33 protein-coding genes, 2 rRNA genes and 3 pseudogenes are annotated in these 26,895 nt (G+C 35.2%); 21 read left to right on the forward strand and 17 right to left on the reverse strand.

The window, feature by feature from the left end; all coding sequences use genetic code 11:
* The first annotated feature begins 5 nt into the window (after window positions 1–5).
* The 13 genes and pseudogenes from AAGD79_RS02450 to AAGD79_RS02510 all read left to right on the forward strand — a co-directional run bounded on the left by AAGD79_RS02450 (window position 6) and on the right by AAGD79_RS02510 (window position 7,931).
* The gene (locus tag AAGD79_RS02450; protein ID WP_410541943.1) at window positions 6–518 is read left to right on the forward strand and encodes a phage tail protein; all 513 of its coding nucleotides are present in this window, start codon (window positions 6–8) and stop codon (window positions 516–518) included.
* Complete coding sequence (locus AAGD79_RS02455; protein WP_341811556.1) at window positions 515–988, forward strand: hypothetical protein; 474 nt, start codon at window positions 515–517, stop codon at window positions 986–988. Before AAGD79_RS02450 ends, AAGD79_RS02455 begins: the two co-directional genes overlap by 4 nt.
* Window positions 975–1,439: a phage baseplate assembly protein V gene (locus tag AAGD79_RS02460; protein WP_208571542.1), complete on the forward strand. Its 465-nt coding sequence runs from the start codon at window positions 975–977 to the stop codon at window positions 1,437–1,439. The genes AAGD79_RS02455 and AAGD79_RS02460 overlap by 14 nt, the downstream gene beginning before the upstream one ends.
* Window positions 1,440–1,694, forward strand: a complete 255-nt coding sequence (locus AAGD79_RS02465) for a PAAR domain-containing protein (RefSeq protein ID WP_264704364.1) — start codon at window positions 1,440–1,442, stop codon at window positions 1,692–1,694.
* 2 nt (window positions 1,695–1,696) lie between these two features.
* On the forward strand, window positions 1,697–2,032 hold the full coding sequence (locus AAGD79_RS02470) for a GPW/gp25 family protein (RefSeq protein ID WP_213863527.1): 336 nt from the start codon (window positions 1,697–1,699) through the stop codon (window positions 2,030–2,032).
* A gap of 2 nt (window positions 2,033–2,034) precedes the next feature.
* Window positions 2,035–2,826, forward strand: a pseudogene (locus AAGD79_RS02475) (baseplate J/gp47 family protein); the annotation flags it as partial.
* Between the two features lie 3 nt (window positions 2,827–2,829).
* Window positions 2,830–3,990: a phage tail protein gene (locus AAGD79_RS02480; RefSeq protein ID WP_213863525.1), complete on the forward strand. Its 1,161-nt coding sequence runs from the start codon at window positions 2,830–2,832 to the stop codon at window positions 3,988–3,990.
* Window positions 3,991–4,158: 168 nt separating this feature from the next.
* Window positions 4,159–4,869 (forward strand): ankyrin repeat domain-containing protein, encoded by a 711-nt coding sequence (locus AAGD79_RS02485; RefSeq protein WP_341811557.1) that lies wholly within the window; start codon window positions 4,159–4,161, stop codon window positions 4,867–4,869.
* A 25-nt stretch (window positions 4,870–4,894) separates the two neighbouring features.
* Window positions 4,895–5,356 carry an ankyrin repeat domain-containing protein gene (locus tag AAGD79_RS02490; protein WP_236514967.1) on the forward strand — a complete coding sequence of 154 codons (462 nt, stop codon included), beginning with the start codon at window positions 4,895–4,897 and terminating at the stop codon, window positions 5,354–5,356.
* A gap of 106 nt (window positions 5,357–5,462) precedes the next feature.
* Entirely contained in the window at window positions 5,463–5,738 is a 276-nt protein-coding gene (locus tag AAGD79_RS02495; protein ID WP_017532679.1) for a hypothetical protein, read from the forward strand.
* Entirely contained in the window at window positions 5,647–6,699 is a 1,053-nt protein-coding gene (locus tag AAGD79_RS02500) for a recombinase family protein (protein WP_341811558.1), read from the forward strand. The genes AAGD79_RS02495 and AAGD79_RS02500 overlap by 92 nt, the downstream gene beginning before the upstream one ends.
* 68 nt (window positions 6,700–6,767) lie before the next feature.
* Window positions 6,768–7,632 (forward strand): annotated as a pseudogene (locus AAGD79_RS02505) (IS982 family transposase).
* A 14-nt stretch (window positions 7,633–7,646) separates the two neighbouring features.
* Window positions 7,647–7,931, forward strand: coding sequence for a hypothetical protein (locus tag AAGD79_RS02510; RefSeq protein ID WP_341811559.1), 285 nt, complete (start codon window positions 7,647–7,649; stop codon window positions 7,929–7,931).
* Window positions 7,932–7,936: 5 nt separating this feature from the next.
* Here AAGD79_RS02510 and AAGD79_RS02515 read toward each other — a convergent pair whose 3' ends face one another.
* The gene (locus AAGD79_RS02515; protein ID WP_006280151.1) at window positions 7,937–9,721 is read right to left on the reverse strand and encodes a ribonucleoside-diphosphate reductase subunit alpha; all 1,785 of its coding nucleotides are present in this window, start codon (window positions 9,719–9,721) and stop codon (window positions 7,937–7,939) included.
* 58 nt (window positions 9,722–9,779) lie between these two features.
* Complete coding sequence (locus tag AAGD79_RS02520; protein WP_010082287.1) at window positions 9,780–10,856, reverse strand: methyltransferase domain-containing protein; 1,077 nt, start codon at window positions 10,854–10,856, stop codon at window positions 9,780–9,782.
* Between the two features lie 335 nt (window positions 10,857–11,191).
* Here AAGD79_RS02520 and AAGD79_RS02525 point away from each other — a divergent pair.
* Together AAGD79_RS02525 and rrf are read left to right on the forward strand one after the other, a co-directional pair.
* Window positions 11,192–13,956 (forward strand): 23S ribosomal RNA (locus AAGD79_RS02525).
* Between the two features lie 66 nt (window positions 13,957–14,022).
* A 5S ribosomal RNA gene (gene rrf / locus AAGD79_RS02530) occupies window positions 14,023–14,129 on the forward strand.
* Window positions 14,130–14,214: 85 nt separating this feature from the next.
* Here rrf and AAGD79_RS02535 read toward each other — a convergent pair.
* The 3 genes and pseudogenes from AAGD79_RS02535 to rpmH all read right to left on the reverse strand — a co-directional run bounded on the left by AAGD79_RS02535 (window position 14,215) and on the right by rpmH (window position 15,041).
* Window positions 14,215–14,478, reverse strand: coding sequence for a hypothetical protein (locus AAGD79_RS02535; protein ID WP_341811560.1), 264 nt, complete (start codon window positions 14,476–14,478; stop codon window positions 14,215–14,217).
* An 85-nt stretch (window positions 14,479–14,563) separates the two neighbouring features.
* Window positions 14,564–14,839: pseudogene (rnpA, locus tag AAGD79_RS02540) on the reverse strand (ribonuclease P protein component); the annotation flags it as partial.
* Window positions 14,840–14,906: 67 nt separating this feature from the next.
* Window positions 14,907–15,041, reverse strand: a complete 135-nt coding sequence (rpmH, locus tag AAGD79_RS02545; RefSeq protein ID WP_006279898.1) for a 50S ribosomal protein L34 — start codon at window positions 15,039–15,041, stop codon at window positions 14,907–14,909.
* 107 nt (window positions 15,042–15,148) lie between these two features.
* Between rpmH and pstC the strand changes: the two genes are divergently transcribed.
* The 4 genes from pstC to AAGD79_RS02565 all read left to right on the forward strand — a co-directional run bounded on the left by pstC (window position 15,149) and on the right by AAGD79_RS02565 (window position 18,729).
* On the forward strand, window positions 15,149–16,237 hold the full coding sequence (gene pstC / locus AAGD79_RS02550) for a phosphate ABC transporter permease subunit PstC (RefSeq protein WP_038199744.1): 1,089 nt from the start codon (window positions 15,149–15,151) through the stop codon (window positions 16,235–16,237).
* A 101-nt stretch (window positions 16,238–16,338) separates the two neighbouring features.
* Window positions 16,339–17,766 carry a F0F1 ATP synthase subunit beta gene (gene atpD / locus AAGD79_RS02555; RefSeq protein WP_010962432.1) on the forward strand — a complete coding sequence of 476 codons (1,428 nt, stop codon included), beginning with the start codon at window positions 16,339–16,341 and terminating at the stop codon, window positions 17,764–17,766.
* Window positions 17,767–17,778: 12 nt separating this feature from the next.
* Window positions 17,779–18,123 carry a F0F1 ATP synthase subunit epsilon gene (locus AAGD79_RS02560; RefSeq protein WP_006279902.1) on the forward strand — a complete coding sequence of 115 codons (345 nt, stop codon included), beginning with the start codon at window positions 17,779–17,781 and terminating at the stop codon, window positions 18,121–18,123.
* Window positions 18,124–18,510: 387 nt separating this feature from the next.
* The gene (locus AAGD79_RS02565) at window positions 18,511–18,729 is read left to right on the forward strand and encodes an ankyrin repeat domain-containing protein (protein WP_010962434.1); all 219 of its coding nucleotides are present in this window, start codon (window positions 18,511–18,513) and stop codon (window positions 18,727–18,729) included.
* Between the two features lie 176 nt (window positions 18,730–18,905).
* Here the strand turns inward: AAGD79_RS02565 and AAGD79_RS06970 are convergent, their stop codons facing one another.
* From AAGD79_RS06970 to AAGD79_RS02585, 5 genes are all read right to left on the reverse strand, one after another.
* Window positions 18,906–19,076, reverse strand: a complete 171-nt coding sequence (locus tag AAGD79_RS06970; RefSeq protein WP_080717647.1) for a DDE-type integrase/transposase/recombinase — start codon at window positions 19,074–19,076, stop codon at window positions 18,906–18,908.
* Between the two features lie 255 nt (window positions 19,077–19,331).
* The gene (locus AAGD79_RS02570; RefSeq protein ID WP_007548352.1) at window positions 19,332–19,478 is read right to left on the reverse strand and encodes an IS3 family transposase; all 147 of its coding nucleotides are present in this window, start codon (window positions 19,476–19,478) and stop codon (window positions 19,332–19,334) included.
* Between the two features lie 59 nt (window positions 19,479–19,537).
* The gene (locus AAGD79_RS02575; RefSeq protein WP_341811156.1) at window positions 19,538–19,669 is read right to left on the reverse strand and encodes a hypothetical protein; all 132 of its coding nucleotides are present in this window, start codon (window positions 19,667–19,669) and stop codon (window positions 19,538–19,540) included.
* Window positions 19,669–19,803 (reverse strand): IS3 family transposase, encoded by a 135-nt coding sequence (locus AAGD79_RS02580; RefSeq protein WP_007548354.1) that lies wholly within the window; start codon window positions 19,801–19,803, stop codon window positions 19,669–19,671. Before AAGD79_RS02580 ends, AAGD79_RS02575 begins: the two co-directional genes overlap by 1 nt.
* Window positions 19,804–19,908: 105 nt before the next feature.
* Entirely contained in the window at window positions 19,909–20,619 is a 711-nt protein-coding gene (locus tag AAGD79_RS02585) for a class II aldolase/adducin family protein (protein WP_010082280.1), read from the reverse strand.
* Window positions 20,620–20,899: 280 nt separating this feature from the next.
* Here AAGD79_RS02585 and AAGD79_RS02590 point away from each other — a divergent pair, with 280 nt between their 5' ends.
* Complete coding sequence (locus AAGD79_RS02590; protein WP_341811561.1) at window positions 20,900–21,523, forward strand: hypothetical protein; 624 nt, start codon at window positions 20,900–20,902, stop codon at window positions 21,521–21,523.
* On the opposite strand, the gene tsaB is transcribed toward AAGD79_RS02590, so the two are convergent.
* The 3 genes from tsaB to AAGD79_RS02605 all read right to left on the reverse strand — a co-directional run bounded on the left by tsaB (window position 21,518) and on the right by AAGD79_RS02605 (window position 24,341).
* Complete coding sequence (tsaB, locus tag AAGD79_RS02595) at window positions 21,518–22,093, reverse strand: tRNA (adenosine(37)-N6)-threonylcarbamoyltransferase complex dimerization subunit type 1 TsaB (RefSeq protein WP_010962437.1); 576 nt, start codon at window positions 22,091–22,093, stop codon at window positions 21,518–21,520. The two genes, AAGD79_RS02590 and tsaB, sit on opposite strands and share 6 nt — an antisense overlap.
* Window positions 22,093–23,223 carry a cation:dicarboxylate symporter family transporter gene (locus AAGD79_RS02600; RefSeq protein ID WP_341811634.1) on the reverse strand — a complete coding sequence of 377 codons (1,131 nt, stop codon included), beginning with the start codon at window positions 23,221–23,223 and terminating at the stop codon, window positions 22,093–22,095. Before AAGD79_RS02600 ends, tsaB begins: the two co-directional genes overlap by 1 nt.
* Window positions 23,224–23,351: 128 nt before the next feature.
* Window positions 23,352–24,341, reverse strand: a complete 990-nt coding sequence (locus AAGD79_RS02605; RefSeq protein ID WP_006280119.1) for a ribonucleotide-diphosphate reductase subunit beta — start codon at window positions 24,339–24,341, stop codon at window positions 23,352–23,354.
* 130 nt (window positions 24,342–24,471) lie between these two features.
* On the opposite strand from AAGD79_RS02605, the gene AAGD79_RS02610 reads away from it, so the two are divergent.
* Entirely contained in the window at window positions 24,472–24,810 is a 339-nt protein-coding gene (locus AAGD79_RS02610) for an outer membrane protein assembly factor BamE (RefSeq protein WP_006279908.1), read from the forward strand.
* A gap of 293 nt (window positions 24,811–25,103) precedes the next feature.
* Here the strand turns inward: AAGD79_RS02610 and AAGD79_RS02615 are convergent, their stop codons facing one another.
* The 4 genes from AAGD79_RS02615 to AAGD79_RS02630 all read right to left on the reverse strand — a co-directional run bounded on the left by AAGD79_RS02615 (window position 25,104) and on the right by AAGD79_RS02630 (window position 26,875).
* Entirely contained in the window at window positions 25,104–25,511 is a 408-nt protein-coding gene (locus AAGD79_RS02615) for a transposase (RefSeq protein WP_007548764.1), read from the reverse strand.
* A gap of 19 nt (window positions 25,512–25,530) precedes the next feature.
* A complete protein-coding gene (locus AAGD79_RS02620) occupies window positions 25,531–25,731 on the reverse strand; it encodes a hypothetical protein (RefSeq protein ID WP_010082383.1) in 201 nt (66 codons plus the stop codon).
* Window positions 25,715–26,044, reverse strand: a complete 330-nt coding sequence (locus tag AAGD79_RS02625) for a transposase (RefSeq protein ID WP_007548762.1) — start codon at window positions 26,042–26,044, stop codon at window positions 25,715–25,717. The genes AAGD79_RS02620 and AAGD79_RS02625 overlap by 17 nt, the downstream gene beginning before the upstream one ends.
* Before the next feature lie 210 nt (window positions 26,045–26,254).
* Window positions 26,255–26,875, reverse strand: a complete 621-nt coding sequence (locus AAGD79_RS02630) for a hypothetical protein (RefSeq protein WP_022626225.1) — start codon at window positions 26,873–26,875, stop codon at window positions 26,255–26,257.
* Between the last annotated feature and the right edge of the window lie 20 nt (window positions 26,876–26,895).

The following is a 26,895-nucleotide window of genomic DNA, read 5'->3' on the forward strand; positions in this document are numbered from 1 at the left end:
AGAAAGTGTTTGATATTAAAATTAGTAACAATATTAATGAAATAATCTCCAATATTGAAAGAAAAGAGCAGAAAATAAAACTGGCAGCTATAAAAGCGTTAAACAAAACGGCACTATGGTTAAAAGCGCAAGCAGCTAAGGAAATCAGTGAAGAAAAGAAGATAAAATTAAGTTTGATAAGAAAGAGATTAAGAATTTTTAAGGCGAAAACCAGCAGATTAGACGTGTTAATTAGAGCAAATCTCTATGACATTAGAGCATCGACAATTGGCAAAATACAAAAAACAAGAAGAGGATCGAAAGTAGGAAAGCATGAGTTTATAGGAGGATTTGCAGCAGTTATGCCAAAAGGAAATAGCGGTATTTTTAAACGTGAAGGAAGAGCAGCATTGCCAATAAAGGAAGTAAAACTACTACTGGAACCAGAGGCTTCAAGGATAATAGGGAATCTTGTTAATTATGAAGTTGAAGAAGTCTTTACAAAGTTTTTTGAACGTGAATTGAGCTATAAAGGATGAATTTGAAAGATTTACATGATAAAATTTGTACCACGCTGAAGAGAGAAATACCAGCAATTCAAACTTGTGAAATTTATCCATCGATAAGAAAAGAATTATTAGCGCCAGCATTATTTGTAGAGCTTGTGAGTTTAGAATCGGGAAAAGATCCTGGAACAGAGGAATTAGCACTGAAAGCAAGATTTGAAGCACGAATTGTGATTGATAGCACAATCGAAAATGCTCCTCTTATTGTCAGAACATTAGCTGCCGAGGTGGCAAAAGTTGTAAACAAAAATACATGGAATATAAAAAATGTTTCACCAGGAGAATTTATCTCTGCGGAAATTGACGGATTTAGACCCGAATTAGATGCATATTTGGTGTGGATGGTTGATTGGAGTCATCAGCTTCATTTAGGTAAATCGATATGGACAGAAAATAAGATTAAGCCACATACGATTATAATAGAAGAAAATGTTAGAGAGTAATTTTGCTATTTCAGAGCTGCAAAGAAAGTTAGCAAACATTGTACGAATAGGAGTTGTAAAAGAAGTAGATTATGAGAAAGCAAAAGTAAGAGTGAAGATAGGAGAACTTTTAACAGATTTTCTTCCATGGATAACTTCTAGAGCAGGAGAGGAAAGAAGCTGGCTACCACCAAGCATAAATGAACAGGTAGTAATATTGTCACCATTGGGAGAGTTATCATTAGGAGTAGTACTAGCTGGAATATATCAACAGAAGTATGCTGCACCAGAGAATAAAAAAGAAATAAATAGTGTGAAGTTTCAGGATGGAACAAGATTGTTATATGATAAAGAGAAGCATCATTTAGAGATTGAAGTAGTAGACAAAATAACACTGAAAGCTGGGGAATCGAGCATAGAGATGACGAAGAGCGAAATAAAACTGAAAGCAGATAGAATAAACCTTAATTAAATGAATAAATCGGTTGTACGAGTAGGAGATTATTGTGTAGAAGTAACACCGCATTTTTGCATTAGTGGTAGTAACAATGTTTCTGTAAATGGTAAGCCAATGTGCAGACAAGGAGACAAATTTAGTGAAGGAAGAGCATTAACTGAAGGATCAAAAACAGTGTTTGCAAATGGGTTTGGAGCGGGAAGAGTAGGAGATATAGTTTCATGTGGGTTTAAAGTAATAAAAGGCAGTGAAAACGTGTTTGCAGGCTAAAAATGAAAGGGATGGACTCCAAAACAGGAAAAGAATTAGAAGGAATAGAACATCTGAAACAATCAATAATTGATATACTGACCACTCCTATTAACAGTAGAGTAATGAGGAGAGATTATGGGTCAAGACTATTTGAATTAGTAGATAAGCCAATAAATAGAGATTTAACTTTGGAAATCTATTCAGCAGTAGCAGAAGCTCTACAAAGGTGGGAGGAAAGATTTAAGCTAGAAAAAGTAAAAATGACAGAGGTGAAAGAAGGAAAAGTAACGCTTGATCTAGAAGGATTATACTTACCAAGCGGGAAAAACATTCATTTTGATGAAATTGTAGTTTAAAGATGAAGCAGCTAAATATTGTAGAAAAGCTGAGTTATGAAGAAATCTTTTCGAGAATGAAAGAAGAGTTAGTCCGTAGAGATGAAACCTTTTCAGGATTAGTAGAATCGGATCCAGCAATGAAGGTATTAGAAGTAGCAGCATGGAGAGAGTTGTTACTCAGACAAAGGATAAACGAAGCTGTAAAGGGTAATTTACTAAAATTTGCAACGGGAGAAGATCTTGATAATTTAGCTGAGTTTTATGGAGTGGAGAGGCAAAAAGAAGAAGATGATGAACGATTTAGAAAAAGAATTAAAGCAAAGATAGTAGGCTCAAGCACGTGTGGAAGCAAGGAGTATTATAGGTATCATGCACTGTCGGCAGATAGTAGAGTAAAAGATGCATTAGTAGAATCACCTATACCAGGAAAAGTACAAATTTCAATCTTATCAACACAATTATCCACAACTGGCATATTGTCAGAAGAGCTACTAGAAATTGTAAAAAAGCAGGTTACTAGAGATGATATAAGGGTTTTAACAGATACAGTAACAGTAGTTGGTTGCAATATTACGGAAATAGATATTCACAGCAGAATGAGCATAAGTCCTGTGATATCGAAGGAGGAAATCAAGAAGCAGTTCATTAAGAAGTTTGAAGCAAATAGAAGGCTGGGATGGAGTGTGACAAGATCATGGATAATAGCGAATCTATTTGTAGAGGGTGTAGAAAATGTGGAATTAATCGAGCCAAAAGAAGATGTTGTAGTGCTAGGAAATGAATGTGCAAATTTGCGAAATTTAAAGATTGAATTAATGTTACTGCCACCAAATGCAACAAAACAGGAAAAAGCGCTAGTAGATGCGATAGATTATAAAGTAGATCCAAGCTGTATCAGGGGATTTAAGTTTAGATTGGAAGAAGAAACATTGCCGTGGATAATAGAAGAATATGGTTTAGAAGAAATACTACTCTGGGTAAAAGATAAAAGAAGAGCCATAGTAGAAGGAGTAAAATTTCAAAGACTGCGAGGAACACCTAAATCACTTAAAATAGCACTCAAGTGGGCAAATATAGAAGACATTACAATCATCGAAGAACCACCCGGTAAACACTTTTTTGAGTTGCAAGTAGGGATAAAAGAGGTACCAAATGACTTCTTCGTAGATGCAGTAGTAGAGCTGGCAAAACTATCACTGCCTGTAAGATCCAGATTGATGAGGATTTTTAACGATTATTATAATGCGCAAAGATTTATATTGGATGAGAGTTTATTTGGAGATCTTCTTTCTGACTATTCAGGGGTAAAAATAGAAAAAGATGGACCGGTGTTATCGTTTGGAAGAGTAAATTTCTTCAGGTTTAGTGTTACGTCAATTAAGGTTATAGAGAGTTATCTACGCAACCATTATGAACAAACATTTAGTAATGACATATATCGATTAGATGTAGCAGTACTTGGAGAAACAGAGCCTCATACAAAAGATTACAAAGGCGTCTATGAAAGAAGTCATCAGTGGTATAACTTAAAAGCACTATATCCATTACCACAGAGTTTATTACCAGAAATTAAGTTTGCGAAGGCGCAAGTTATATTATCGGACAGTTGGAACTTAGAAGAAATAAATGCGTGCTTTCCGGTTGGTAGCATAGAAGAAGAAGGAAATAAATTTGTATTGGGAAACGATAAACTTTCATGGCAACGTTGGAATTTAAAACACAAACCAATTTTAGAAAGGTTTAGCGTTACTCACAACTATAAAGTAGAAAATTATACAGATCAGAAGGTCAGAAAATATGTTTTAGCAGAACACAACGTTTACTATAAAAATGATTTGGATTCAGAGCAAAAAGACTCAATACACGAATTAGAAAAGCACATTTTAGTATTTTACCCGGGAGTACTGAAGTGGCATGAACATCGACATTTGCACAGAAGTTGGAAAGATAGTCGAATAATATCTCTAATAAGTTAAGTACTTATATTTAGATACTCATATATTATATTAATAACAGGTAAAAGTGTATGAAATAAAAAGAAAAAGACTTGCTTTCTCATGCTAAAAAGGACATGACTTGAATAGCAGCAGGTAAACATAAGAAATTTATCTAGCGCTAGAAAAGCTAATTTTGTGAGGTATGAAATGAGTTTTAGCAAGAGTAAGTTTTTTAAAGAAGTATCAAGTAACGGGTTTAAAAACATTAATAAAAGAAATGAAGAAGGAGAAACGATATTACACCAAGCAGTAGAAATCTCTGATTACAAAACAGTGAGATTATTAATAAAAAAAGGAGCAGAGGTAAATGCAAGAGATAAAAATGGTTATACACCTCTACACTGTGCAGTATTTGCGAAAAGCTTAGAAAATGTAAAAGTGCTGCTAAGTTCGGGAGCAGAAGTAAATGCCACTCAATATGTCACTGGATGTACGCCACTCCACTCTGCGTGCAAGATGGGAGGAGCAGGAGTTGAAATAATAAAAGAGCTGGTAAAGGCTGGAGCTGAAGTTAATCAACTGAATAAGTACGGCGCAACGCCAATGTATTACATCTGGGAAAGTGAAAAGTATCGTCTATGTGATAGCAAAGAGAGTGAAAAGGCGAGTAAATTTCTGAGAGAAAAAGGAGGAATAACAAAAAGTAGAGAACTGACGTGCTATGGAATAGAGGGGCTAGTGGGAGAAATAGCAGACATGTTGAATGGAAGCTACATGCCGGAGCTAAAAATAATAGAGATAGGAGAAATAAGGAAGAGAGACAAATCGCTAATAAAGAAAGAATGTCAAAATTTAGCAAGCAAGATAATCAGCCAAGTGAATGAAATGATAGATGAGGTGGTAAAAAGGAAGGCTTAGGTTTAAAGAAAAGGTGGGGTAAGTTATGGTAAAGCTGGGTAAAAAAGATAAGTCACTATTAGAGAACTCGTTTAAAAATATTTATGAAAGAGACGAAAAAGGAAGAACAGCTCTACATTATGCAGTAGAGGTAAAAACAGTGAGGTTATTAATCGAAAAAGGAGTAGATGTGAATGCAGCAGATGTAAGAGGACATACAGCACTGCATCTAGCGATAACGGAGAAACGTCTAGAAACAGTTAGAGAATTGATAAAATCAGGAGGGAATGTAAATGCTGAAGAGTATGGCAATAAATGCACTCCGCTGCATCTTGCATGTATGGTAGGAGAAAAAGAAATAGTGGAGGAGCTAGTAAAAGCAGGGGCTGAAATAGAGCAAGCAGATAAATTTGGAATAACAGCGATGGATTATGCGAAAAATAGCAAAGAAATAGCCGAGGTATTAAAGAAAGAAACAGAGAAAATGGAAAGTTTGTTAAAAAAATAAGAGTCGTATCAGAAAGCGCAACAGCAGTTGGTAAAGGAAGGGCTAGACCAAATTTGAAGGCTGTAGCTGATAAAAGTTGGTCTTTTTCATAAGAGTAAATGGATTGATGGAAAAAAGGAGTGGTAAGGCTCCTTGCACTACAAAAACATTTGCAGGAGAAACTATGAGAAAAAGAACATTAACTTGCCGATACGAGCCAGATGAATTAGCGGAACAACATCTAGCAGACGCCTATGAGCTGTTACTAAGGTATGCGGTAAAAAGAAACAATGAAAAGGAGATAAAGAAAAATGATAACAGTGGCCTTATATGCAAGAGTTTCATCGAAGAGTCAAGCGCAGAACAATACAATAGAGAGTCAAATTGCCGAGCTCAAGCATAGAATTGCTGCAGATAAGCATGAGTTATTGAATGAGTATGAATTTAAGGATGATGGGCTTAGTGGGTGGAGTTTAGAACGTGAAGGTTTAGATGCATTACGTGATAAAGTAGGAGAAGATCAAATTGATAAAATTTATATTCATTCACCTGACCGACTATCAAGAAAATCTGCACATCAAATGATACTACTTGATGAATTTGAAAAAGCAGGAGTAGAAGTAATATTCTTAAATCATAAGACTGAAAATAATCCAGAGTCTAAATTGTTATTGGGAATGCAAGGATTAGTGGCAGAATATGAGTGTACAAAGATTATGGAACGTAGTCGTAGGGGAAAACTCCATAGAGCAAAAAAAGGCTGTGTAAGTGTAATTGGCATTGCACCTTTTGGTTATAATCGTATAAAGCATGTAGATAGAGAAAAGACAAAGTTTGAAATAAATGAAGAGGAAGCAAAAATAGTAAAGCAGCTATTCATGTGGGTAGGGCAAGAGAGAATAAGTATAAGGGAAGTGATACGTAGACTAAGAGATAAGTCAATTAGAACAAGAACTGGAAAGAAGGTGTGGTGTCCAATAATAATTTGGAAGGTATTAAGAAATCCAGCATATAAAGGACAAGCAGCGTTTGGTAAATTAAAGAGGGTTGAAAGAAGAGAAAGAAATAAACAAAAGGTTTCTATCTGTCGCACAGATGAGGACAGCTGGATTTATATACCAGTACCAAAAATAGTTGATGAAGGGTTATTTAATAAAGTACAAAAGCAACTGGATGAAAATAGAAAAAGAGCAAGGATGCAGAGAGAGGGAGGAAAAAAGAAATATCTATTACAAGGTCTAGTTGTGTGTCAAAACTGTGGATATGCGTATAGTGGTGCACAATGTGGAGTTGAAGGAAAAAAGTTTAGCTATTATCGCTGTAGTAGTACTATACACCCCAGTTATGGATTAGAAAACAGATAAAAGTAGAATTAATAAAGAGGGAAATAGGGTAAACTCAAGTATTTTAACAATAATTTAAGAGGTTACCCATGAAGAAAGATATTACAGAACTTTACTGCTGCGTCGAGGATTTTTGTCGTGTAGTAGATGAAAATTTTGCAAATAAGTTCTTATCAAATGGCAAAAAACCAACCAGAGTACCAGAAATAGCGCACTCAGAAATGCTAACCATAATCCTGTTATACCACCAATCGCCATGTAAAAACTTCAAGGCTTTTTATCTTTGTTACCTTAAGTTACTCTATAGATCAGAATTTTCAAAGATGCCTTCATATCACAGATTTATTGCCTTAAAGCCGAGAGTTTTACGGTATTTAGCATTACTTCTTCAATGGTTCTGCGAACAAGCGAAAATGACAGGTACTTCCTACATTGACACTTCTACGATTGCCATTTGCCACAAGAAAAGGATCTCTAGGAACAAAGTTTTTGATGGTTTAGCAGAAATTGGTAAGAGCACGTATGGTTGGTTTTTTGGCTTTAAATTGCACTTGGTGATTAACGAAATTGGAGAAATTCAATCACTTACTCTAACCAAAGGTAACGTTGATACCTGTGCCAACTATAACTAAAAGACTGACAGGACTTTTGTTCGGAGATAAAGGCTATATCAAGAAGGAGCTCTTTGAGGAACTCTTCGATAGAGGTTTAAAGCTTGTCACTAAAGTGAAAAAAGGCATGAAAAACGCACTAATCTCACTAAAAGAGAAGGCTTTATTGAGAAAAAGGTCGATTATTGAGACAGTCTTTGGTTGTTTAAAAAATAAATTTGAGCTTGAACATACACGGCACAGATCGCCAATAAATTTTCTGGTACATATTTTTTCTACATTAATTTCATATTCCATGCAGTCAAAAAAGCCTTCTATTTCTAAGCCTTACTGTGTTGGTTAATCCATAACTGGGGTTTGGAACAGCTAGATTGGCAAACTAAGCGTGGCATCATTAAAGCATTAGTAGAACGAATTCAGATTGGTTATGACCAGGTAGAAGTGGCGTTTAGAATCGAAGAACCAGCACAGGATGGAGAGATTTTTAATTTGCAACATTGTACTGGACGTCATGATAAGGGGGCTGGCGGAGTTTGTCAAGAAAGTTTTTTCGTTTCTATTCCCAATAAAAGTGCGTTATATGGTTATGCAAGAAGTCTATTTACCCATTTGCTTAACTTTCTCTCTACTTTTTTTGAGTAAGGCCCCTATTGGCATGACAGACATTCATCGTAGTCAATATCTGTTTTTTGTTGCAATATTTCACTTTTTTTGAATATGTCATGCGAGACCTTATCGGCTCTCTGCATTGATTGTGATCTGCAGTAATATAAGCTCTTCAATCCTTTTTTCCAAGCAAGCATGTGTATTTTGTGCAAGTAACGTTTATGTACGTTGGCAGGTAAGAACAGATTTACTGATTGAGATTGACAAATATACGAAGTTCTATCACTTGCATGTTCTATAATCCATCTTTGGTCAAGCTCGTACGCTGTTTTAAATGTCAATTTTTCATGCTCACTAAGAAAATCTAAATGCTGAACGGAACCCTCGTTTGTTGAAATTGAAGACCATATTTTATCATTGTCTTGATTTTTTTCTGCTAATAGTTTTTGCAAGAATTTATTTCGCACTACAAATGAACCTGTAAGTGTCTTTTGTATGAATACGTTTGCTGCGTATGGTTCTATTCCAGGGGAGGTATTACCTGCAATAATGGAGATCGAGGCAGTAGGAGCAATAGCGAGTTTGTGTGTAAACCTTTCCATTAGATCAACTTCTTTGGCATCAGAACATGCTCCCTTTTCTTCTGCTAATTTTTTAGAAACTATATCTGCTTGCTCGCGTAAATACTTAAATATTTTTTTATTCCATTGTTGTGCTGTTACTGATTCAAAAGGAACCATTTTGCTTTGTAAAAATGAGTGAAAGCCCATCACACCAAGACCAATACTGCGTTCTCTGGCTGCAGAATATTTTGCTCGCTGCATTTCATTCGGTGCTTTATTTATGAAATCTTCCAATACATTATCAAGAAAGCGCATTATATCTTCTATGAAGAGTTTATTGTCTTTCCATTCTTCGTAGTACTCAAGGTTTACGGATGATAGACAACACACAGCAGTGCGTGACTTATTCAGGTGATCATAACCTGTGGTTAAAGTTATTTCACTGCATAGATTTGACATCTTGATGTCTAAGTTGAGCTTTTTGTAAGATTCTGGCTTATTGTTATTTGTTGCATCAAGGAAAATAATGTAAGGTTCTCCAGTTTCAACTCTTGCTGTTAATATTTTGATCCATATATCCCGCGCTTTTACAGTTGAAATAACCTTATTGTTGTGAGGGCTTATTAAATTCCATTCTTGATCATTCTCAACAGCCTGCATAAATTTATCTGTTACTATTACAGCATGATGTATATTTAACGCTTTGCGATTTGGGTCACCGCCTGTTGGCTTGCGTAAATCTAGAAACTCTTCTATCTCCGGATGAGATACAGGAAGGTAGACTGCTGAACTTCCTCGCCTTAGGGATCCCTGACTAATTGCAAGCGTTAGAGCATTTTGCACTACAATAAATGGAACAATTCCTGATGTTTTGCCGCTACCCTTTACGCTTTCGCCTATTGAGCGTAAATTTCCCCAATAACTACCTATGCCTCCTCCACGTGCAGCAAGCCAAACATTTTCGTTCCATAGATCAACTATTCCCTGCAAGCTGTCTTCGGTTTCATTAAGAAAGCAAGAGATAGGTAACCCTCTCTTAGTGCCACCATTGCTGAGTATTGGTGTTGAAGGCATGAACCACAAGTTGCTCATGTAGTCATAAAGACGCTGCGCATGTTCTTTATTATCAGAATAGTAATTAGCAATACGTGCAAAGAGGTCTTGATAACTTTCATTTTCTATTAAATACCTGTCTGATAGAACTGCTTTTCCAAAGTCGGTTAATTTGCTGTCCTTTGCGTAATTAATGGTAATGTTATTCATAAAGTTCCTTTTATTCTTTTATTATATATAGGTACTTAAAAGTCATTTTGAGCGATTTTTAAGTTAGGTTTTTCGGATTTTTTTGTTGATGCTGTAATGCAAACAAGATACCGTCAACCTGACTGCCATATATTTTACAGTAACTCATATAACTTATTTGCATATTTATTTCTTTTGCAACATGTTGAACATAACTTTCTGAGTGACGAAAATAGTCTCCTTTGTTTACAAAGTCAATACCTTCACCTTCCTTTCTTCTTATTAAACATACAATAACTCCTTTTTTGCTCGTAGATCTTTTTGCTAATTCCAACTCTTCTTGAAAGTCATGTAGATAATGTAGCACTTCAGCAAAGATAATTACATCATACTGCTGGTTTTTCTCTTGTTTAAGAAACTCTTTCATTTCCATATGTATTAATTCATTGTAAACAGGCTTACCTTTTATAAAGCATCCTCTTGCGATATTTAGCATTCTACTTGAAATGTCAATTCCTGTTATATGGTTTCCAATACTATTTATTTTCAAGAAATGACCACATATTCCAGTTCCACAACCAAGGTCGAGTATATTGAGCTCAGAAGTGGAGTTGTTGAAGATTTTTGTAATTATCATGTGTACAAGTTCATGCCCTCTATATTGTTTGGCAATCAACCAATGCTCAACAAAATATTCACCTGTGTAATCAAAATATTGTCTTATGAGGTTTTTTGGCAATTCTGTAATAGGCGCTGAGTTTGTCATTTTTTTTATATAGTAAGACGCCTCCTCGTGGTCATTATCTAATTTTAGTGCCCTTGTTAAATAATTATAAGCTTTGTTAGTATTCCCTACCGCAAAATGACACCTTCCGATGTTATACCAGACTATAGGTAAATGGGGGTAAAATATGCTAATTAACCAAAATCGTAACTTTGCATCTGATATGCTACCTTTATAAAAGTGATATAAACCGATTTCAATGTTGGTGTTTAACAGGTTCTTAGATTTTTTAAGAAGCACTGTCATTTCTTTATGAAGAGTATTATATTTATTCACAATGAAGTGTTTTACTTTCTTAATATTTAATACGCCAATGAGCTTAGACATACAATTTAAAGCAACGTTTTTTATAAAAGAGAGATTACTTTTCATACGTTAGAAATACTCCGAATGTTTATTATCATTTTTAGGCAATTGATTTTAACACATTTTATCTTACAAAATATCTTTTTTATTAATTTTTACTGTATATATAAGTTTACCACATATTTCTCAGATTATACTGTTTAGGATTGCTAGTATATTGTTGTTGATAATATAAGTAAATGTTTTGTGCAAAAAGGCGTTGACATATTATTTATTAGGTTATAATATATAAAAGATTAATTTAGTTTTTAGATGTTTGACAAGTTTTATGGTAGAGATTAATTTAATCTCAATTCAATTTTAATAATATTTAACTCTGCATATTCTGCATATAGTCGGATAAATAAATTATTAAGAGCACTTGATGGATGCCTTGGCGTTAAGAGGCGATGAAGGACGTGGCAGGCTGCGATAAGCTGTGGGGAATTGTCAACAAATTTTGATCCGCAGATTTCCGAATGGGGAAACCCAACTAGTTTAGCTAGTTATTACGTACTAAGTATGTAAAGCAAACTTGGTGAACTGAAATATCTAAGTAGCCAAAGGAAAAGAAATCAACCGAGATTCTGTTAGTAGTGACGAGCGAAAGCGGAAAAGGCTAGTGGTTTAAGAATAAGAATTAGAATACTCTGGAAATAGTAACCATAGAAGGTGATAGTCCTGTATAAGTAGAAAGTTTTAAATCCTTGAGTAGAGCGGGGCACGTGAAATCCTGTTTGAATATGGGGGGACCATCCTCCAAGCCTAAATACTCCTTAACGACCGATAGTGAACAAGTACCGTGAGGGAAAGGTGAAAAGAACCCCGGGAGGGGAGTGAAATAGAATCTGAAATCAAGTGCTTACAAACAGTTGGAGCTCTATATCAATTTATTGATATTTAGAGTGACAGCGTACCTTTTGCATAATGGGTCAGCGAGTTAATCTATGAAGCAAGCTTAAGCCGTTAGGTGTAGGCGTAGCGAAAGCAAGTCTGAATAGGGCGTTTTAGTTTTATGGATTAGACCCGAAACCAAGTGATCTAGTCATGACCAGATTGAAGGTGTGGTAAAACACACTGGAGGATCGAACCAGTTAATGTTGCAACATTATTGGATGAGTTGTGATTAGGGGTGAAAGGCCAATCAAACTTGGAAATAGCTGGTTCTCCGCGAAATCTATTTAGGTAGAGCGTTGTATGTATGTTGTTGGGGGTAGAGCACTGGATAGACTAGGGGGATTCACCGTCTTACCAAATCTAACTAAACTCCGAATACCAACAATTAATTATACAGCAGGCACACTACGGGTGCTAAGTCCGTGGTGAAGAGGGAAACAACCCAGATCACTATCTAAGGTCCCAAAATTACAGCTAAGTGGGGAAGGAAGTAGAAAAACCATTACAGCTAGGAGGTTGGCTTGGAAGCAGCTATCCTTTAAAGAAAGCGTAACAGCTCACTTGTCTAAATAAGTTTTTCTGCGCCGAAAATGTACCGGGGCTAAAGCTGTATACCGAAGATGTGAGTGCTTATTGATTTCGATCAATAGGCGCGGTAGCGGAGCGTTCCGTAAGTCTGTGAAGGTGGTTTGTGAAAACTGCTGGAGATATCGGAAGTGAGAATGCTGACATAAGTAGCGTAAAAGAGTGTGAAAAACACTCTCACCAAAAATCTAAGGGTTCCTACGTTAAGTTAATCTGCGTAGGGTTAGTCGGTTCCTAAGGCGAGTCCGTAAAGGAGTAGTCGATGGCAATTAGGTTAATATTCCTAAACCTCTTAAGTGTGACGGGTTTCGTATTTGTATAGATCTTATTGGATTGATCTATGCTTAAAAGAAGCTCCAGGAAATAGCACTTATATTTATGAGGCCGTACCGCAAACCGACACTGGTGGATGAGTAGAGTATACTAAGGTGTTGAAAGAATGATGTTGAAGGAACTCGGCAAATTATACCTGTAACTTCGGAAGAAGGGTAACCTGCTTTTAGGCAACTATGAGTAGGTGGCACAAAATAGGGAGTAGCGACTGTTTACTAAAAACACAGGACTCTGCAAACACGTAAGTGGAAGTATAGGGTCTGACGCCTGCCCGGTGCTGGAAGGTTAATAGGAAGGGTGCAAGCTCCGAATTGAAGCCCCAGTAAACGGCGGCCGTAACACTGACGGTCCTAAGGTAGCGAAATTCCTTGTCGGGTAAGTTCCGACCCGCACGAATGGCGTAACGATTTCTCCACTGTCTCCAACATCACTTCAGCGAAATTGAATTCCCCGTGCAGATGCGGGGTACCCGCGGTTAGACGAAGAGACCCCGTGCACCTTTACTATAGCTTTACATTGCTATTAAAAGTGTGATGTGCAGGATAGGTGGGAGACTTTGAAGTTATGGCGCTAGCTATAATGGAGTCAACCTTGAGATACCACCCTTTACACTTTTGATATCTAACTATGTTTCATTATCTGGAACTAGGACATTGTATGGTGGGTAGTTTGACTGGGGCGGTCGCCTCCTAAAAAGTAACGGAGGCGTGCGAAGGTAAGCTAGAGCTGGTCGGAAATCAGCTTGATAGTATAATGGCATAAGCTTGCCTGACTGCGAGGCTGACAAGCCAAGCAGAGACGAAAGTCGGTCATAGTGATCCGGTGATTCTGTATGGAAGGGTCATCGCTCAACGGATAAAAGGTACGCCGGGGATAACAGGCTGATGGTGTTCGAGCGTTCATAGCGACGACACCGTTTGGCACCTCGATGTCGACTCATCACATCCTGGGGCTGAAGAAGGTCCCAAGGGTTCGGCTGTTCGCCGATTAAAGTGATACGTGAGTTGGGTTTAGAACGTCGTGAGACAGTTCGGTTTCTATCTGCCGTGGGTGAAGGAAATTTGAGAAGGTCTGACTCTAGTACGAGAGGACCGAGATGGATATACCTCTGGTGTACCAGCTGTTATGCCAATAGCATCGCTGGGTGGCTATGTATAGATGGGATAATTGCTGAAAGCATATAAGCAAGAAACCCTCTTCAAAAAGATTTCCCAATTAAGGCCGTGAAAGACTACCACGTTGATAGGCTAGGTGTGGAAGCATGGTAACATGTGAAGCTAACTAGTACTAATAGCCTGATTGATTTATTTGCTTTCTATATGTGTGTATGCAGTGTTAAATATTAAGTTAAAATTGTTAAGTTAGAAATTTTTATTGACTTGGTGGCTATAGCAAAAATGAACCACCCGATCTCATCTCGAACTCGGAAGTGAAACTTTTTAGCGCTGATGGTACTTGAAAAGGGAGAGTAGGTCGCCGCCAAGTTTATAAAAATTTCTTTGTTAATTAGACAGTAGGTATACTTATATTTTAACTTTCTTGTTTTGTTACTATTCTTTAAGTTTTTACTTTAACTACGATATCTTTTTTTTCTTATATGTTCTTGGTCATTTTCTACATTATTTAGCATTGTTCCTACTTCCCCTAATTGATTCCCTTTTGAAGGAGAATTAATGATTTCTGGTAATATTACATTACCTCCCACTTTTTTAAATAATTCTTCTTGTTGGCGAAATGCTGACCTCCAATCTGTTCCTGTTCCTTTAGGAAGAAATAAGAATTGATACATCTGACCAAAGCCTGTGTTATTTACCTCTTTTATATGCTCTACCATTCACCACACCCATTAACTATTTTTAAAAATTTTACCTATATTATCATAAAAAATATAATTGTAAATACCTTAATTGAGATTTTTTTTATTTTATCTTTTTTAAGCAAATAGTTAGATCTTTTTGTAAGTTTTTATAACTTGCTTGCATAATGTTTCTATGAGTTAGTATTATGTAGTAGTGCCCTATATTACTTATATTTAAAATGCTAATTTTAGCAAGCATTCGTAGTTGCCTTTTTATTTTATTTCTTTTTGCTGCTTTTCCGGTTTTTTTACTGATAGCCAGACCTACTCTAATAGTATGAATGTACTTTTCAGGTTCTCTTTCTTTTATAGCGTACAGTGATATATAAAGCCCACGATAAAAAAGACTGTTGAGTGCTAACTTATTTTTGAAAGCAGAAGAAAAATCTTTTTTTTTATACTTACTATGCGCATAATTTGTTACACCCTAATGAACGGCGCCTATTAAGGATTTTTCTTCCAGCTCTTGTTGCCATACGTGAACGAAATCCGTGTCTGCGCTTTCTTATCAAATTTTTTGGTTGAAATGTTCTCTTCATTGTTTTTATATTAATATAATTATTTATTTTAAATTGTTTTACTTTATTGTCAAATAATGGTGAACTTGTATGACATTTTCGTAGAATAAAATTTGATGCATGGAAGAATGAATTCGGTGATAGTCATACCTGTCTTACTAATCCTTTTATTTTGTTTTAGTAGGTTTCAAGAAGTAAATAAGGTTAAATCTTATCTATATCTTAGTTGTGTATGGATGCTAACTTGGTTGTTAGTATTCTATAATAATTGTTTTGTAACTTTTATTTCTATAGCGTTACTTTTTTTCATGCTTGCTTTTATCTTTAAAAATAAAAGAAATAAGATAATAAAACTTTCGTTATTTGTGGCTTTGGCCATATCATTTTTTATCACTTTATTTATAATGCTGTCTATTTTTATTCAATCCATTAGTTTTTTTAATAAAGTAGCTATTTCAGAATTCTTGTTTTGCTTGAAATGGGGCCACAATGTAGTTACTATCAATGAAGAGAAGATAGGATGTTTTGGTATAGCGCCGCTTTTAGTTGGTACATTACTTATAACTATTATAGCAATGTTAGTTGTCGTTCCGCTTGGTTTATTTTCTGCAATATATATTAGTGAATATGCGAGTGAGAAAGTGCGTTATATTGTTAATACAACTTTGCAAGTTTTGTCTGCTATTCCTACGGTTGTATATGGATATTTCGCGGTTGTGTTTTTGTCTTTCTTTATAAAGCAGGTAGCAAATTTTTTTGGTTTAAGTATACACTCAGAAAGTGCCTTAGTTGCCGGTTTATCGATTGGGATAATGATTCTTCCTTTTATTATTTCTTTACTCGAAGATGCCATAAGATCTGTTCCAAAAAGCTTGCGTTATGGCTTCATGGCACTTGGTGCAACTCCAGCGGAAACTATATGGCATATAACAATACCTTATGCAATGCCTACAATTTTAAGTGCAATTTTATTGTCAATTTCAAGAGTGATAGGTGAAACAATGATTGTGCTAATGGCTGTGGGAATCAACGCAAATTTGACTTTTAACCCTCTTAATTCAGTTACTACCATTACCGTGCAGATCGCTACATTACTTACCGGAGATCAGGATTTCAATAGTGTACAAACTCTTGCTGCTTATGCGCTTAGTTTAGTATTGTTTATTATTACTTGGCTATTAAATGCATTTGCATTGTTTGTAATGAAGCGTAACTAGTAAGCGTTTTAATGTTGCAAAATTTCTATTAATAATATAAAATTTATTTTCTTTAGAAGTTCTTTTATGGAATTATAGTGTTAGGTGATAAAAATAAAGAGATGAATATAGGTAGAGCGATTAAGGTAACTCAAGCAGTTGTTGATATAAAATTTGAAGGTGAATTGCCTAAAATATTTAATGCTTTAAAAAGCAAACTAAAATATAAGGATAAGGAGCTGGTTTTAGAAGTTTCGCAGCATATAGGTGACAATATAGTTCGTTGTATTGCTATGGATAGCACAGATGGCATGTCAAGGGGGGATGAATTTGTTGATACAGGTGCACCAATATCGGTGCCAATTGGGCGTTCAACTTTAGGAAGGATTTTTAATGTTGTTGGAGAGCTTATAGATGAGTGTGGTCCACTGAAGGGAAAGTATAACTTAGAGCCTATACACAGAGCACCTCCAAGTTTTACTGAACAGAGAATACAGGAAGAAGTTTTAGTTACGGGAATAAAAGTTATAGATCTTCTTGCACCTTATCTTAAAGGAGGAAAAATTGGCTTATTTGGTGGAGCCGGTGTTGGTAAAACAGTCCTAATAATGGAATTAATTAATAATATAGCAAAAGCTCATAAAGGATTTTCTGTGTTTGCCGGGGTAGGGGAGAGAACGCGTGAAGGTAACGATCTTTATCACGAGATGATCACTTCAAATGTAATAAATATAAATGAGCATGAAAAATCTCAAGCTGTTTTGGTTTATGGTCAGATGAATGAGCCTCCTGGAGCAAGGGCTAGAGTTGCTTTAACAGCACTTACTATGGCAGAGTATTTTCGTGACCGTGAAAACCAAGATGTTCTATTTTTTGTGGATAATATCTTTAGATTTACACAAGCTGGTTCTGAAATTTCTGCTTTACTTGGAAGAATACCGTCAGCTGTTGGTTATCAGCCAACCCTTGCAACTGATATGGGTGCAATGCAAGAAAGAATAGCTTCAACAACTTCTGGCTCTATTACTTCTGTGCAAGCTATATATGTTCCTGCGGACGATTTGACTGATCCAGCCCCAGCAACTACATTCTCTCACCTTGATGCAACCACAGTGTTGTCAAGGCAAATAGCTGAAATGGGAATATACCCTGCTGTTGATCCACTTGATTCAACTTCTCAGTCTTTATCTGCTGAAATCATTGGTGAAGAACATTATAATGTAGCTTCTGAGGTGAAACGTATATTGCAAACTTATAAATCACTGCAAGATATTATCGCAATACTTGGTATGGATGAGCTATCTGATGAAGATAAAATTATTGTTGATAGGGCTCGTAAGATTCAGAAATTTCTTTCTCAACCTTTTCACGTTGCAGAAATATTTACTGGCATGCCTGGTAAATTTGTTTCACTTTCTGATACTGTTTCCAGTTTTAAAGGGATTGTTGAAGGCAAATATGATCACTTACCAGAGGCTGCTTTTTATATGGTGGGGAATATAGATGAAGCAATAAAAAAGGCTGAATTAATACAAGCTGAAGCTAAATAAAAGTTAAAGATTATGAATACTTTTAAAGTGCAATTTTTCTCTCCTGATGATCAAATTTCATTCAGTGGAGTGGTTTCTCTTTCAGTAACTGGGCTCGAAGGGGAGCTTATGATTTTAGCTCACCATGCTCCTTACTTAATTTATTTATTGCCTGGTATGATTACTGTTAAAATGAGTAACCAAACAGAAAAGAAGGTTGTAATTGATAGTGGCGTATTAGAAGTTGCAAATAATAATTGTAGCATTATAACAAGTCAAATTCAGGTTTTTGATCGTGCAATTCATGATGAGAAATCGTTTAAAAATAAGAGAATTAGTATATATTTAAGTTATCTTGATGAGAAGTTTCTTTCTTAGTTATTTTAGGCAAAAAGTCAATTATCATTCAAGTGGCTATAAGATTTTTGCTCAGGGGGCTCTTTTTTGTCATCCCAGAAACCCCGGGGTGTCATCCCAGTGTCGGAGTACTTTAGGTGTATGATCCCAGAGTGTGATGGTATGGGACCATACACCTAATCAAATAAAAATTAAAGAAGGAGAGTTGGTTGTAACGGTTGGAGATAACGACTTTGTTTTACCTGGAATTTACGTTGGATAAACTACAAAAAATAACAGGTAAAAATCAACGTAAATTTAAGATAAATCGATTTTATTAGTATTATCAAATCAAAATCTGTTTTTAATTAATCAATAATACTTTTTTACATATTTTCATCCCCTTTCATGGATTTTTTAATTTTATAGATGATATCTAATATTATTAGAAGCATTGTAAAATATCTTATGAGAAAAGTTATAAAATATATTAGCATTATTGGTATTGCATGTTTAGTATTGTTATTTTTTATATCTAATGTGGAAACACGCGTAAAAACACAGGAAGAACAATTATTCCTAGCTGTAGAAGATGGTAATGCACAAGAAGTAAAACTATTACTCAAAAATGGTGCAGACCCAAATTGACCTTACCCAGAAAAAGTAGAGAGAAAGTTAAGACGTTTTTATCATGAGAATAAATTGTGCAGGAATGCAATAGTTAATAGTAGAATGTCTACGTTATTTGTTACAAAAGATTTCTATGTATTCAAATATGGCAGTTCTGGTTTGTTGAGCGAGAAGTATCAATAAGCAGCTCCCTTTTAAGTGAACTTTTCTGCAACAGAGTTATCGTAACAACAGCCCTTATGGCTCATGCTGGAAATGATGTTTTTTGTATTCAATAGAAATTGGTAATTTTGAGAGGTATACTGTGACCCTTGATCGCTATGTAACAGCAGATTTTTATCGGGCTTGCGTTTATCAACGGCCATCAATAAAGAATCTATAACTAATTATCATGTTACTCATTAACCACCATGCGTGAATATAGGTCAATTATTGCCGCCAACAACCTTCTTTAGTTTTTATGTAGGTAATCCCAAACTTTATTTGGCTGATCAGTAGTAAAATTTTGATCCAATGTGTTCGGAGCCACAACTCGGTTGCTTATTTGCTGTTTTTTATTTTTGAACCTTCGTCTAAGCTTGGCTTTAATGCCATTTTCTTGCATAACACTTTGTACTGTTTTAATTTTTGCCTAAAGCTTTTAATTCAGCGTGAATTTTAGGGGCTCCATATCTGCATTTAGAAGCTTGATGTATTTTTTGAATATCTGCTAGAAGCCCTTCTTTTGCTAATTCTTTACTGCTTTTTTCCTTAGCAACCAATACCACCAGTACAAAACCCTACATAGTTCCTGTGTTTTATAGCAATTTCTATATAAAAGAATACTTTACTCTTTTTCTTTGCCCAGGGCTTTTTTTAAGATGTCTCTTTCTCTTGTTAGTTCTTTTTTTAGATTAAATCTTTCTTTGTCATAAGGAGCCTTTGCCTGGAAATGCGTATGCTCCAGACATTTTTCCATCATATTTTCTTACTTAACATACTGCCATCTATACCTAGATCTTTTGCTATTTTTGTACTTGCTTGACCTGTTTCTTTAACCAGCTTAACAGCTTCTAATTTGAATTCTGCTGTATATTCTCTTCTATTTGTCATATTTTGAAAAAACGTTTTATTTTACTCCAAAAACGTCTTAACTTTCTCTCTACTTTTTCTGGGTAAGGTCACTACTTGGATGACAGATAGTAGTGCGAAAGTCTCTTACAACTTACTTTTAATTAGTCTAACCCATGCGTGCCAATCCCTCTCACCAAGATTGCTTTCAAAAGATAGGAGATCCTTTACAGCTTTTGAGCAAATTTCTTCACTTGGAATTGATAACTCCTTATTCATTGCTAACGTTAAACATTGAGTTTTGCACGCTTGTTCTAAATGATACGAGTAAAACATTGCTTCTTGTATAGTCCGACCACACGTTATAGATCCATGATTACGCATTAACATGACAAAATTTTCTTTCAGATCAGCTATTAACCTCTTTCCTTCTGTATCGCTAAGTGCTAGGGAATTATAATTATGGTAAGAGATTTTATTGTAAAAGTGCAGTGCCCATTGACTTATAGGAAGCAGCCCATCTTTGAGAGAAGAAACCGCTACAATAGAAGGTGTATGCAAGTGAAAAATTGCTTGAATATCTTTCCTTGCTTGATAAACAAAACCATGAATTATATAGCCAGTTCTATTATATTGATATTCTTTGCCTTCAATTACATCTCCATCAAATGATACTTTCATTAACGAACGTTCATCTACTTCATCAAAACGCATACCAAACGGATAAATATAAAACGACTTTTGATCTTCAGAACGCACTGAAAGGTGAGTATATGTATGATCATCGAACTTAAGGTAGGACAAAATCTGATAGGCATAGACTAGATCCCTTTTTACTCTGCTCTTTGTTAACAACACAATCCTCTGTTAGAATCTTCTGAAGGTTTATACGCGAAAAGAGACTTGTAGTAAACTAATAAGTCTATGCCACTCTGTCTTGCTTTCTGAATACCAAACACTTTTGTGTTGTAGCTTGCTTAAAAATAGTTATCGTTATTATAGAGTTTATATACAGAATTTATGTTTTTAAATTACATAATATCTTAACTACAAAAATAATTTTCTATATAATGTTTCATATGTTTTAAAGCTTCATTTTTATGTTATTATAAATGTAAGTTTCAAGATTGAAAATAATATGGTAAATATTAACACAAAAAAACAGCCAGCAGGATTTTTCATATATCTCTCTGGTCTTTCGGGAAGTGGTAAACTTTCCACAGCAATAGAATTATCTAATATGATAAACGCATTAATTGTAAATAGTAAGTTCTATAACAATGTTCAAGCTTGCTCTATATACGATGGTGTCTTTGAACGTGATCAAATACCTAAAGAAGTTCAAGATAGAATATATGGCATTATGCAAATTATGCTTCAGGTAATAGAAAATTATCCGATTCACTCAAAAAATTACATATTTATTGATGAGTTGATGGAAAATAATGACCAGAACATGAGGATGTATGATTCAATAGTAAGGCTTAGTAAAAAAATGAACACAGAAATCCTTCCTGTGGTACTTAGGTGTGATCTACCGACATTACAAAAGCGTATTGCATTAAAAAGGCAAAGAAAAAATAGGAAGGTGATTAATCTAAATAGCATTGTAGAGAAATTTAGGACTGACGATTTATTTATACCACCAAGTGCCATAGAGATAGAAAATTCAGATATGAGTATAAAAGAAGTAGCTCAAGAGATAGTAAACCAGATGCACAAGCTTAGTAACATTGCATATACGCGAAAGAATAGTCTATAATGATTTCATATACTGAGGCTCATTTAAATATAGAGCTTCAACTTCATTTAATTTTTGCTTGTTCTCTAATCTATAACGGACTAATAGCCCTGCATGGCTAGCATTTAAATTGCAATCCATATGTGTACTGCTTGTAGCGTGACACTGGGATCCAGGTGCAGATAGTGGCAATAAATTGAAATCAAATAACTGCGTATAAAACCCTTGAGCATTTTTGACTATAGCTCTGATATTTTTTTTGTTATTCGTACAAAGCAAAGATATTGCGTAGGCTTGAACTTCCAGCGCACTAACTCCGTATAATGGCTTATTTGTAGCAAGATTTATACCTTGTGCAGCTGATATACCAACTCTAATTCCAGTGAAACTTCCTGGTCCAACTACTACCACTAAATGATCTATTTTATCATAATTATAGTTGTGCTTATCAAACAAAGTATTCAGAATTTGAAAAAATGATTCTGCATGATTGTTGCTGGCGGAATTGTGCTCTACAAAACAGTTACCATCATAATCAACTATTGCTATTGAACTACCAATACCTACAGTATCAATCGCTAAAATAGACATTACTTAAGCTTATCATAGAGTTTTGTAAACATTATAGCAAAGGCACCATTACCCATAACGTTTGCTGAAGTGATTATTGGATCAAACACTATATACAGTGCTGTGATTAACGAAAGCATTTCTGGAGAAAATTTGAGGTATTTCTCAAGAATAGGTAGCATTACCATAATTCCTCCTGCCGGAACTGCCACGATAGCAAACTTAAATAACAAAAAATAGAGAAGGAAAGTTACATAGTCTGTTGTGCACAATGAATAACCGGAGGCAATTATCATTGATAATATTATAATAAAAAAGCAATCACCTACTAAATGAAAGCTAGCAGTTATTGGTACAACAGACGATGCTATGTCAGGTTGCTTTACATTTTTTTTGCTTCCTTCAAGAGTAAGTGGCATAGTTGCATTACTAGACATTGTGCTCATTGCAGTAATAAATGCCGGTATCATATTGCCTATACTAGCTATCCAGCTTGTGATCTTGAATGAATTTCCTGCTCCATATAAGAGGAAAACATAAAGGTAGGTTGCAGATGCTATAATAATGAAAATTATTGAGTAATCCTTAAATATTATAGATAAAACTTGATCATGCTGCATTTTTAAAGCAAGCCCAAGTACAAATATTGGAATAATCGGCGTCAAAAACGTCTTCAAAATAAAGAGAGTTAAATCTAACATTTTGTTCGAAAGCTCTTTGCTTTTCTTGGGTAGCAGTGTGGACACTACTATGCTGGACACAAATCCACAGGCAAGGGCATAAAAATTAGAAAGCAATGCAGGCAGCCTAAACGACCATAAGGGAACAATTGTTTCTTCATACGTTATATCTTGTATTGAATGAGTGTTTTGTATGATAAAATGCCCAACAGAATAAGCTATTAAACTTGAAGCCAGATTTGACAAGAAGATCATTATAATAAGTAACAATATGAACTTTATAGCTGACTGCTTAAGATTGTTAACACTGCTAAAGATTAACGCAAAAATAACAAAAGGCATTATAAATAGCAAAACCTCTTTTATACTCAGGCTCACTGAGTACAAGAAGGTTTTTATTTCCATTGGAACTAAATGACCAAAGAATGCAGCTGAAGTGATGACCGTGAGTAAGATTAATAGTTGTAGCACGTTCTTATATACCAATGTCCTATGGACATATATATGGTAAGTTAGTTGTTAAGTAAAGCAAAACTGTCTAAACTGCACAGCAAATGGTGTAATGAAAGTGGAATGACAAAAAAGAGTGAAATTAGCATTCACTTATTATTCGTGTCATTTTCAGTAAAAGCTTCTTCCCACGTGCCTTGAGTTGCTGCGCGGCTATACTCTGTTACTCTATTTTCAAAGAAATTCGTATGTTCAACGCCATTTAGTATTTCATCAAGCCACGGAATAGGATTATCATTGACATCATATATGGACTCAAGACCTAATTGCATTAACCGTCTGTTTGCTACGTAGCGTATGTAATTGCGCACTTCTTCTGCGGATAGTCCTTCAACATCTCCTAAATCAAAGGCAAGCTTTATGAATTCGTCCTCAAGTTCAACGATGGTGCGACATGCAGAATATAATTCCTCTTTAAACTCGTTGTCCCAAATTTCATTATTCTCTTTAATAAATGTATTAAATAACATGATAATTGAATTGGTGTGCAAAGTTTCATCACGGGCTGACCAGGCGATTATCTGCCCCATTCCTTTCATTTTTCCAAAACGTTGGAAATTGAGCAAAATTGCAAATGATGCAAATAACTGCAACCCTTCAGTGAATGCACCAAACACTGCTAGAGTTTTAGCTACATGTTTTTTATCGTGTTTTTTGCTTTCCTCGAATTCCAACATATATTCATATTTCTTTCTCATAGCATCATACTTTAAAAATGCTTGATACTCACTTTCTGGCATGCCAATTGTGTCTAAAAGATAAGAATAAGCTGCAATGTGTATGGTTTCCATATTGGAAAAGCTTGCAAGCATCATGCATATTTCTGTTGGCTTAAATATATTTGAATAATGCCTCATGTAGCAGTTATTTACTTCAATGTCTGCCTGAGTAAAAAATCTAAAGATCTGGGTTAGTAGATTTTTTTCTACACTTGAAAGTTTAGTTTTCCAATCCTTCACGTCATCAGCGAGCGGAACTTCTTCAGGTATCCAATGGATTCTTTGTTGCTGCAGCCACGCATCATACGCCCAAGGGTAATTAAAAGGTTTGTATATTGGATCTGCTTCTAACAATGACATAAGACACCTATTATTTTCTAAAGTAAATATTATATTAAGTGATATTGAGAATCAGTCAATTTAACTTTTTTGAAATTTGACGGCAGATAATTTATTGTGTATTATAGCTTCAAGTAATTTATCAACAGAAATGCGAGTATTAATATCTTTTATTTTATTATTTACAGTGAGCTGCACTCACACTATTCACAATCACGGAGCTCCTGGCATTAGTGTTGAATTGTGGAGCAAGATAAAAGTAGGTGACGATAAAGAAAAAGTGGTTCACACTTTAGGATCACCAACATTAGTATCAAAGTTCGATGACAATGTTTGGTACTATGTCTCATATAAAATTAAACAAGCCAATTTTTTAGGAAAAAGGAAGTATAGTAGTAAGTCTCTGCAAATTTCATTCGACCAGGACGGTAAAGTTGAAGATACAAAAGAAACTGACATCTTAGAGAGATCTTTGGCTGTTTCTGATTGAAAGTTTGCTCAGATCTTCCTACGTCATACCGCGGTTCATTCCATAACTGTACGAACATTGCGATTTGGGCCTACCAGAAGGGTGTCATGAAAGTAGCTGACACTAGTTCCTTTATGACGGCAGTGCCCAGACTACTTGGATCCAGGAAACTTAATTGCAAGTAATGCATTGGGTTTGGTAAGTATGGGTTTTGCGTTATAGAATGAAGCACTTTTGGTGAATTTGTAAAGAAAACTGGATCCCAGTGGGCTTTGTTGCATCGCTCTTCGGATAGTAGGTAACGCACAATAAATTTATGAAGCTATCTCAAATTTAGCCATACCAATATCAGTGAACTTATTGAGCAAATAGCATTTAACAAGTAGTTCCTTCTCTCTATTTGTCTCAGATTTATTCCTAAAACTAAACCCGAATGTTTGTTTCAGTCGCGAGAAAAAACTTTCTATATAAGATCTTTTTCCATAACTCATCTCTTTTTTCCACTTCTTTATACCATCTTCATCATATGACTTTATGAGCTTGACTGCAGAATTTCTCTCAGCCATATAGTCTAACTTTGGATGCTCTGCTGCGTTGTTTTTCGGAGGAATTTTCGTTTTTATACCATATTGATTACACAGCTTATAGAGCTTTTCTCTGTCATATGCCCTATCTGCATATAGTACTTTTATGACATACTGAAAATCGACTTCTTTTAGCAAATCACAAGCTCCATAGTGATCAGCCGTTACTGTATTTTACAGCTATGGCTTTTTTGCTGTTTGTATTCAACATTACATGCAATTTTCTTGTCTGTTCATAGCTGCGATACTTTCTATCTTCGCTATTTTCTTTGCTATGACCAGGAGTGTTGTTGTATATACTAATTCCTGTACTGTCTATAGCAATTTCGATATCTTCCATATTATTTTCTGCAATCATTGATCTTAATATTGAGTTTCTTAAACCTTCTTGATGATTGTGAATAGCTGATAACTTGCAAATTTTTCCCAATTTGCTCAAGGTATCCTGCTATAAACCCAACTGTTTGCCTCAGGCCTATTCTAAATAAACAAGTTATTATGTGCACCAAAATTACAACTTTATCGCTATAAATATTGTTGCCACCTGGTATTTTTGGACCATTCTCGTACCACTTTTCTATGGCTTCGTTGATATAATGAAAAATATTTCCTCTTTTTTCTAGAAATTTGTTATATTCGCTATGGTTACTGACCCTCATTTTTTGTGGCATATTTTTTCTTTCAAGGTTAAATGACTATTTTATAATGAATTTTGTCAGTAGCCACCAGATTTTTTCAGTTGCTATGCAACAAAGCCATCCCAGTGTCAAGCACTGGGATGACACCATTTGTTGTAAACTCACTTTTACTCTATGGTTATACTACCTTGCTGCTATCCTGAACGGATACAGTGGGCTTATTAAATTATAGAATTACTTTAGCTATAGAATAAAATCTAGTGTTACTTCACGCCAAATGTGGTGGTGCTGAGTAGGCAAGCCGGTCAATGGGCTACATTTATATACTGCACGCATTGCATTATCTGCTATCGACCTGAAAAGTGGATTATTTCGATAGGAATCACTGTCTGCTACATCCGCCATAATTATCTCGCCTTGACTGGATAACAATAAGTTAATTTTTATATTAAAATTTTCTTTGTAAGCTATGCTTTCAGGAATGCTCCAGCATTTTGTGAGCTTGTCTCTTATAGAGTTAATAATTTCTGTTACAACTAATTCATCCTTTTTGCTCTCAACGCTTTTTTCGTTTCCTATTTCATTTTTTGCCCCTCTAACATCCCTTCTTAGTTTTTTCTCTACACTTTTTTTTCTTTTTGGAATTGGAATGAATTCTTTACCCTCGTTAATAATGACTTCTTCTTGCATTTCGATAATTTGCCTCGGTTGTGCTACAACAGTGTGCTCAACTATTTCTTTTTTCCTTTGTGGTATAGGAACAGCTAACGTATCATTCGTTTGGGCTTTTGTTGAAGATAACGAAAAAAGCAAAAAACAACATAAAGACAAAAAAAGAATATAATTCGAATAGAAAAAACGCATATGTTAAGCAGCTTGTTTTA

This window comes from Wolbachia endosymbiont (group A) of Oxytorus armatus (assembly GCF_964027005.1).
Taxonomy (GTDB): Bacteria; Pseudomonadota; Alphaproteobacteria; order Rickettsiales; family Anaplasmataceae; genus Wolbachia; species Wolbachia pipientis.

Bases quoted from the DNA above. Each gene is read 5' to 3' on its own strand.
- AAGD79_RS02455 (WP_341811556.1), top strand. From the start codon at position 515: ATGAATTTGAAAGATTTACATGATAAAATTTGTACCACGCTGAAGAGA.
- AAGD79_RS02460 (WP_208571542.1), top strand. From the start codon at position 975: ATGTTAGAGAGTAATTTTGCTATTTCAGAGCTGCAAAGAAAGTTAGCA.
- AAGD79_RS02465 (WP_264704364.1), top strand. From the start codon at position 1,440: ATGAATAAATCGGTTGTACGAGTAGGAGATTATTGTGTAGAAGTAACA.
- AAGD79_RS02470 (WP_213863527.1), top strand. From the start codon at position 1,697: ATGAAAGGGATGGACTCCAAAACAGGAAAAGAATTAGAAGGAATAGAA.
- AAGD79_RS02480 (WP_213863525.1), top strand. From the start codon at position 2,830: ATGTTACTGCCACCAAATGCAACAAAACAGGAAAAAGCGCTAGTAGAT.
- AAGD79_RS02485 (WP_341811557.1), top strand. From the start codon at position 4,159: ATGAGTTTTAGCAAGAGTAAGTTTTTTAAAGAAGTATCAAGTAACGGG.
- AAGD79_RS02490 (WP_236514967.1), top strand. From the start codon at position 4,895: ATGGTAAAGCTGGGTAAAAAAGATAAGTCACTATTAGAGAACTCGTTT.
- AAGD79_RS02495 (WP_017532679.1), top strand. From the start codon at position 5,463: ATGGAAAAAAGGAGTGGTAAGGCTCCTTGCACTACAAAAACATTTGCA.
- AAGD79_RS02500 (WP_341811558.1), top strand. From the start codon at position 5,647: ATGATAACAGTGGCCTTATATGCAAGAGTTTCATCGAAGAGTCAAGCG.
- AAGD79_RS02515 (WP_006280151.1), bottom strand. From the start codon at position 9,721: ATGAATAACATTACCATTAATTACGCAAAGGACAGCAAATTAACCGAC.
- AAGD79_RS02520 (WP_010082287.1), bottom strand. From the start codon at position 10,856: ATGAAAAGTAATCTCTCTTTTATAAAAAACGTTGCTTTAAATTGTATG.
- AAGD79_RS02535 (WP_341811560.1), bottom strand. From the start codon at position 14,478: ATGGTAGAGCATATAAAAGAGGTAAATAACACAGGCTTTGGTCAGATG.
- rpmH (WP_006279898.1), bottom strand. From the start codon at position 15,041: ATGAAGAGAACATTTCAACCAAAAAATTTGATAAGAAAGCGCAGACAC.
- pstC (WP_038199744.1), top strand. From the start codon at position 15,149: ATGAATTCGGTGATAGTCATACCTGTCTTACTAATCCTTTTATTTTGT.
- atpD (WP_010962432.1), top strand. From the start codon at position 16,339: ATGAATATAGGTAGAGCGATTAAGGTAACTCAAGCAGTTGTTGATATA.
- AAGD79_RS02560 (WP_006279902.1), top strand. From the start codon at position 17,779: ATGAATACTTTTAAAGTGCAATTTTTCTCTCCTGATGATCAAATTTCA.
- AAGD79_RS02565 (WP_010962434.1), top strand. From the start codon at position 18,511: ATGATATCTAATATTATTAGAAGCATTGTAAAATATCTTATGAGAAAA.
- AAGD79_RS06970 (WP_080717647.1), bottom strand. From the start codon at position 19,076: ATGGCCGTTGATAAACGCAAGCCCGATAAAAATCTGCTGTTACATAGC.
- AAGD79_RS02575 (WP_341811156.1), bottom strand. From the start codon at position 19,669: ATGGAAAAATGTCTGGAGCATACGCATTTCCAGGCAAAGGCTCCTTAT.
- AAGD79_RS02580 (WP_007548354.1), bottom strand. From the start codon at position 19,803: ATGACAAATAGAAGAGAATATACAGCAGAATTCAAATTAGAAGCTGTT.
- AAGD79_RS02590 (WP_341811561.1), top strand. From the start codon at position 20,900: ATGGTAAATATTAACACAAAAAAACAGCCAGCAGGATTTTTCATATAT.
- tsaB (WP_010962437.1), bottom strand. From the start codon at position 22,093: ATGTCTATTTTAGCGATTGATACTGTAGGTATTGGTAGTTCAATAGCA.
- AAGD79_RS02605 (WP_006280119.1), bottom strand. From the start codon at position 24,341: ATGTCATTGTTAGAAGCAGATCCAATATACAAACCTTTTAATTACCCT.
- AAGD79_RS02610 (WP_006279908.1), top strand. From the start codon at position 24,472: ATGCGAGTATTAATATCTTTTATTTTATTATTTACAGTGAGCTGCACT.
- AAGD79_RS02620 (WP_010082383.1), bottom strand. From the start codon at position 25,731: ATGATTGCAGAAAATAATATGGAAGATATCGAAATTGCTATAGACAGT.
- AAGD79_RS02625 (WP_007548762.1), bottom strand. From the start codon at position 26,044: ATGCCACAAAAAATGAGGGTCAGTAACCATAGCGAATATAACAAATTT.
- AAGD79_RS02630 (WP_022626225.1), bottom strand. From the start codon at position 26,875: ATGCGTTTTTTCTATTCGAATTATATTCTTTTTTTGTCTTTATGTTGT.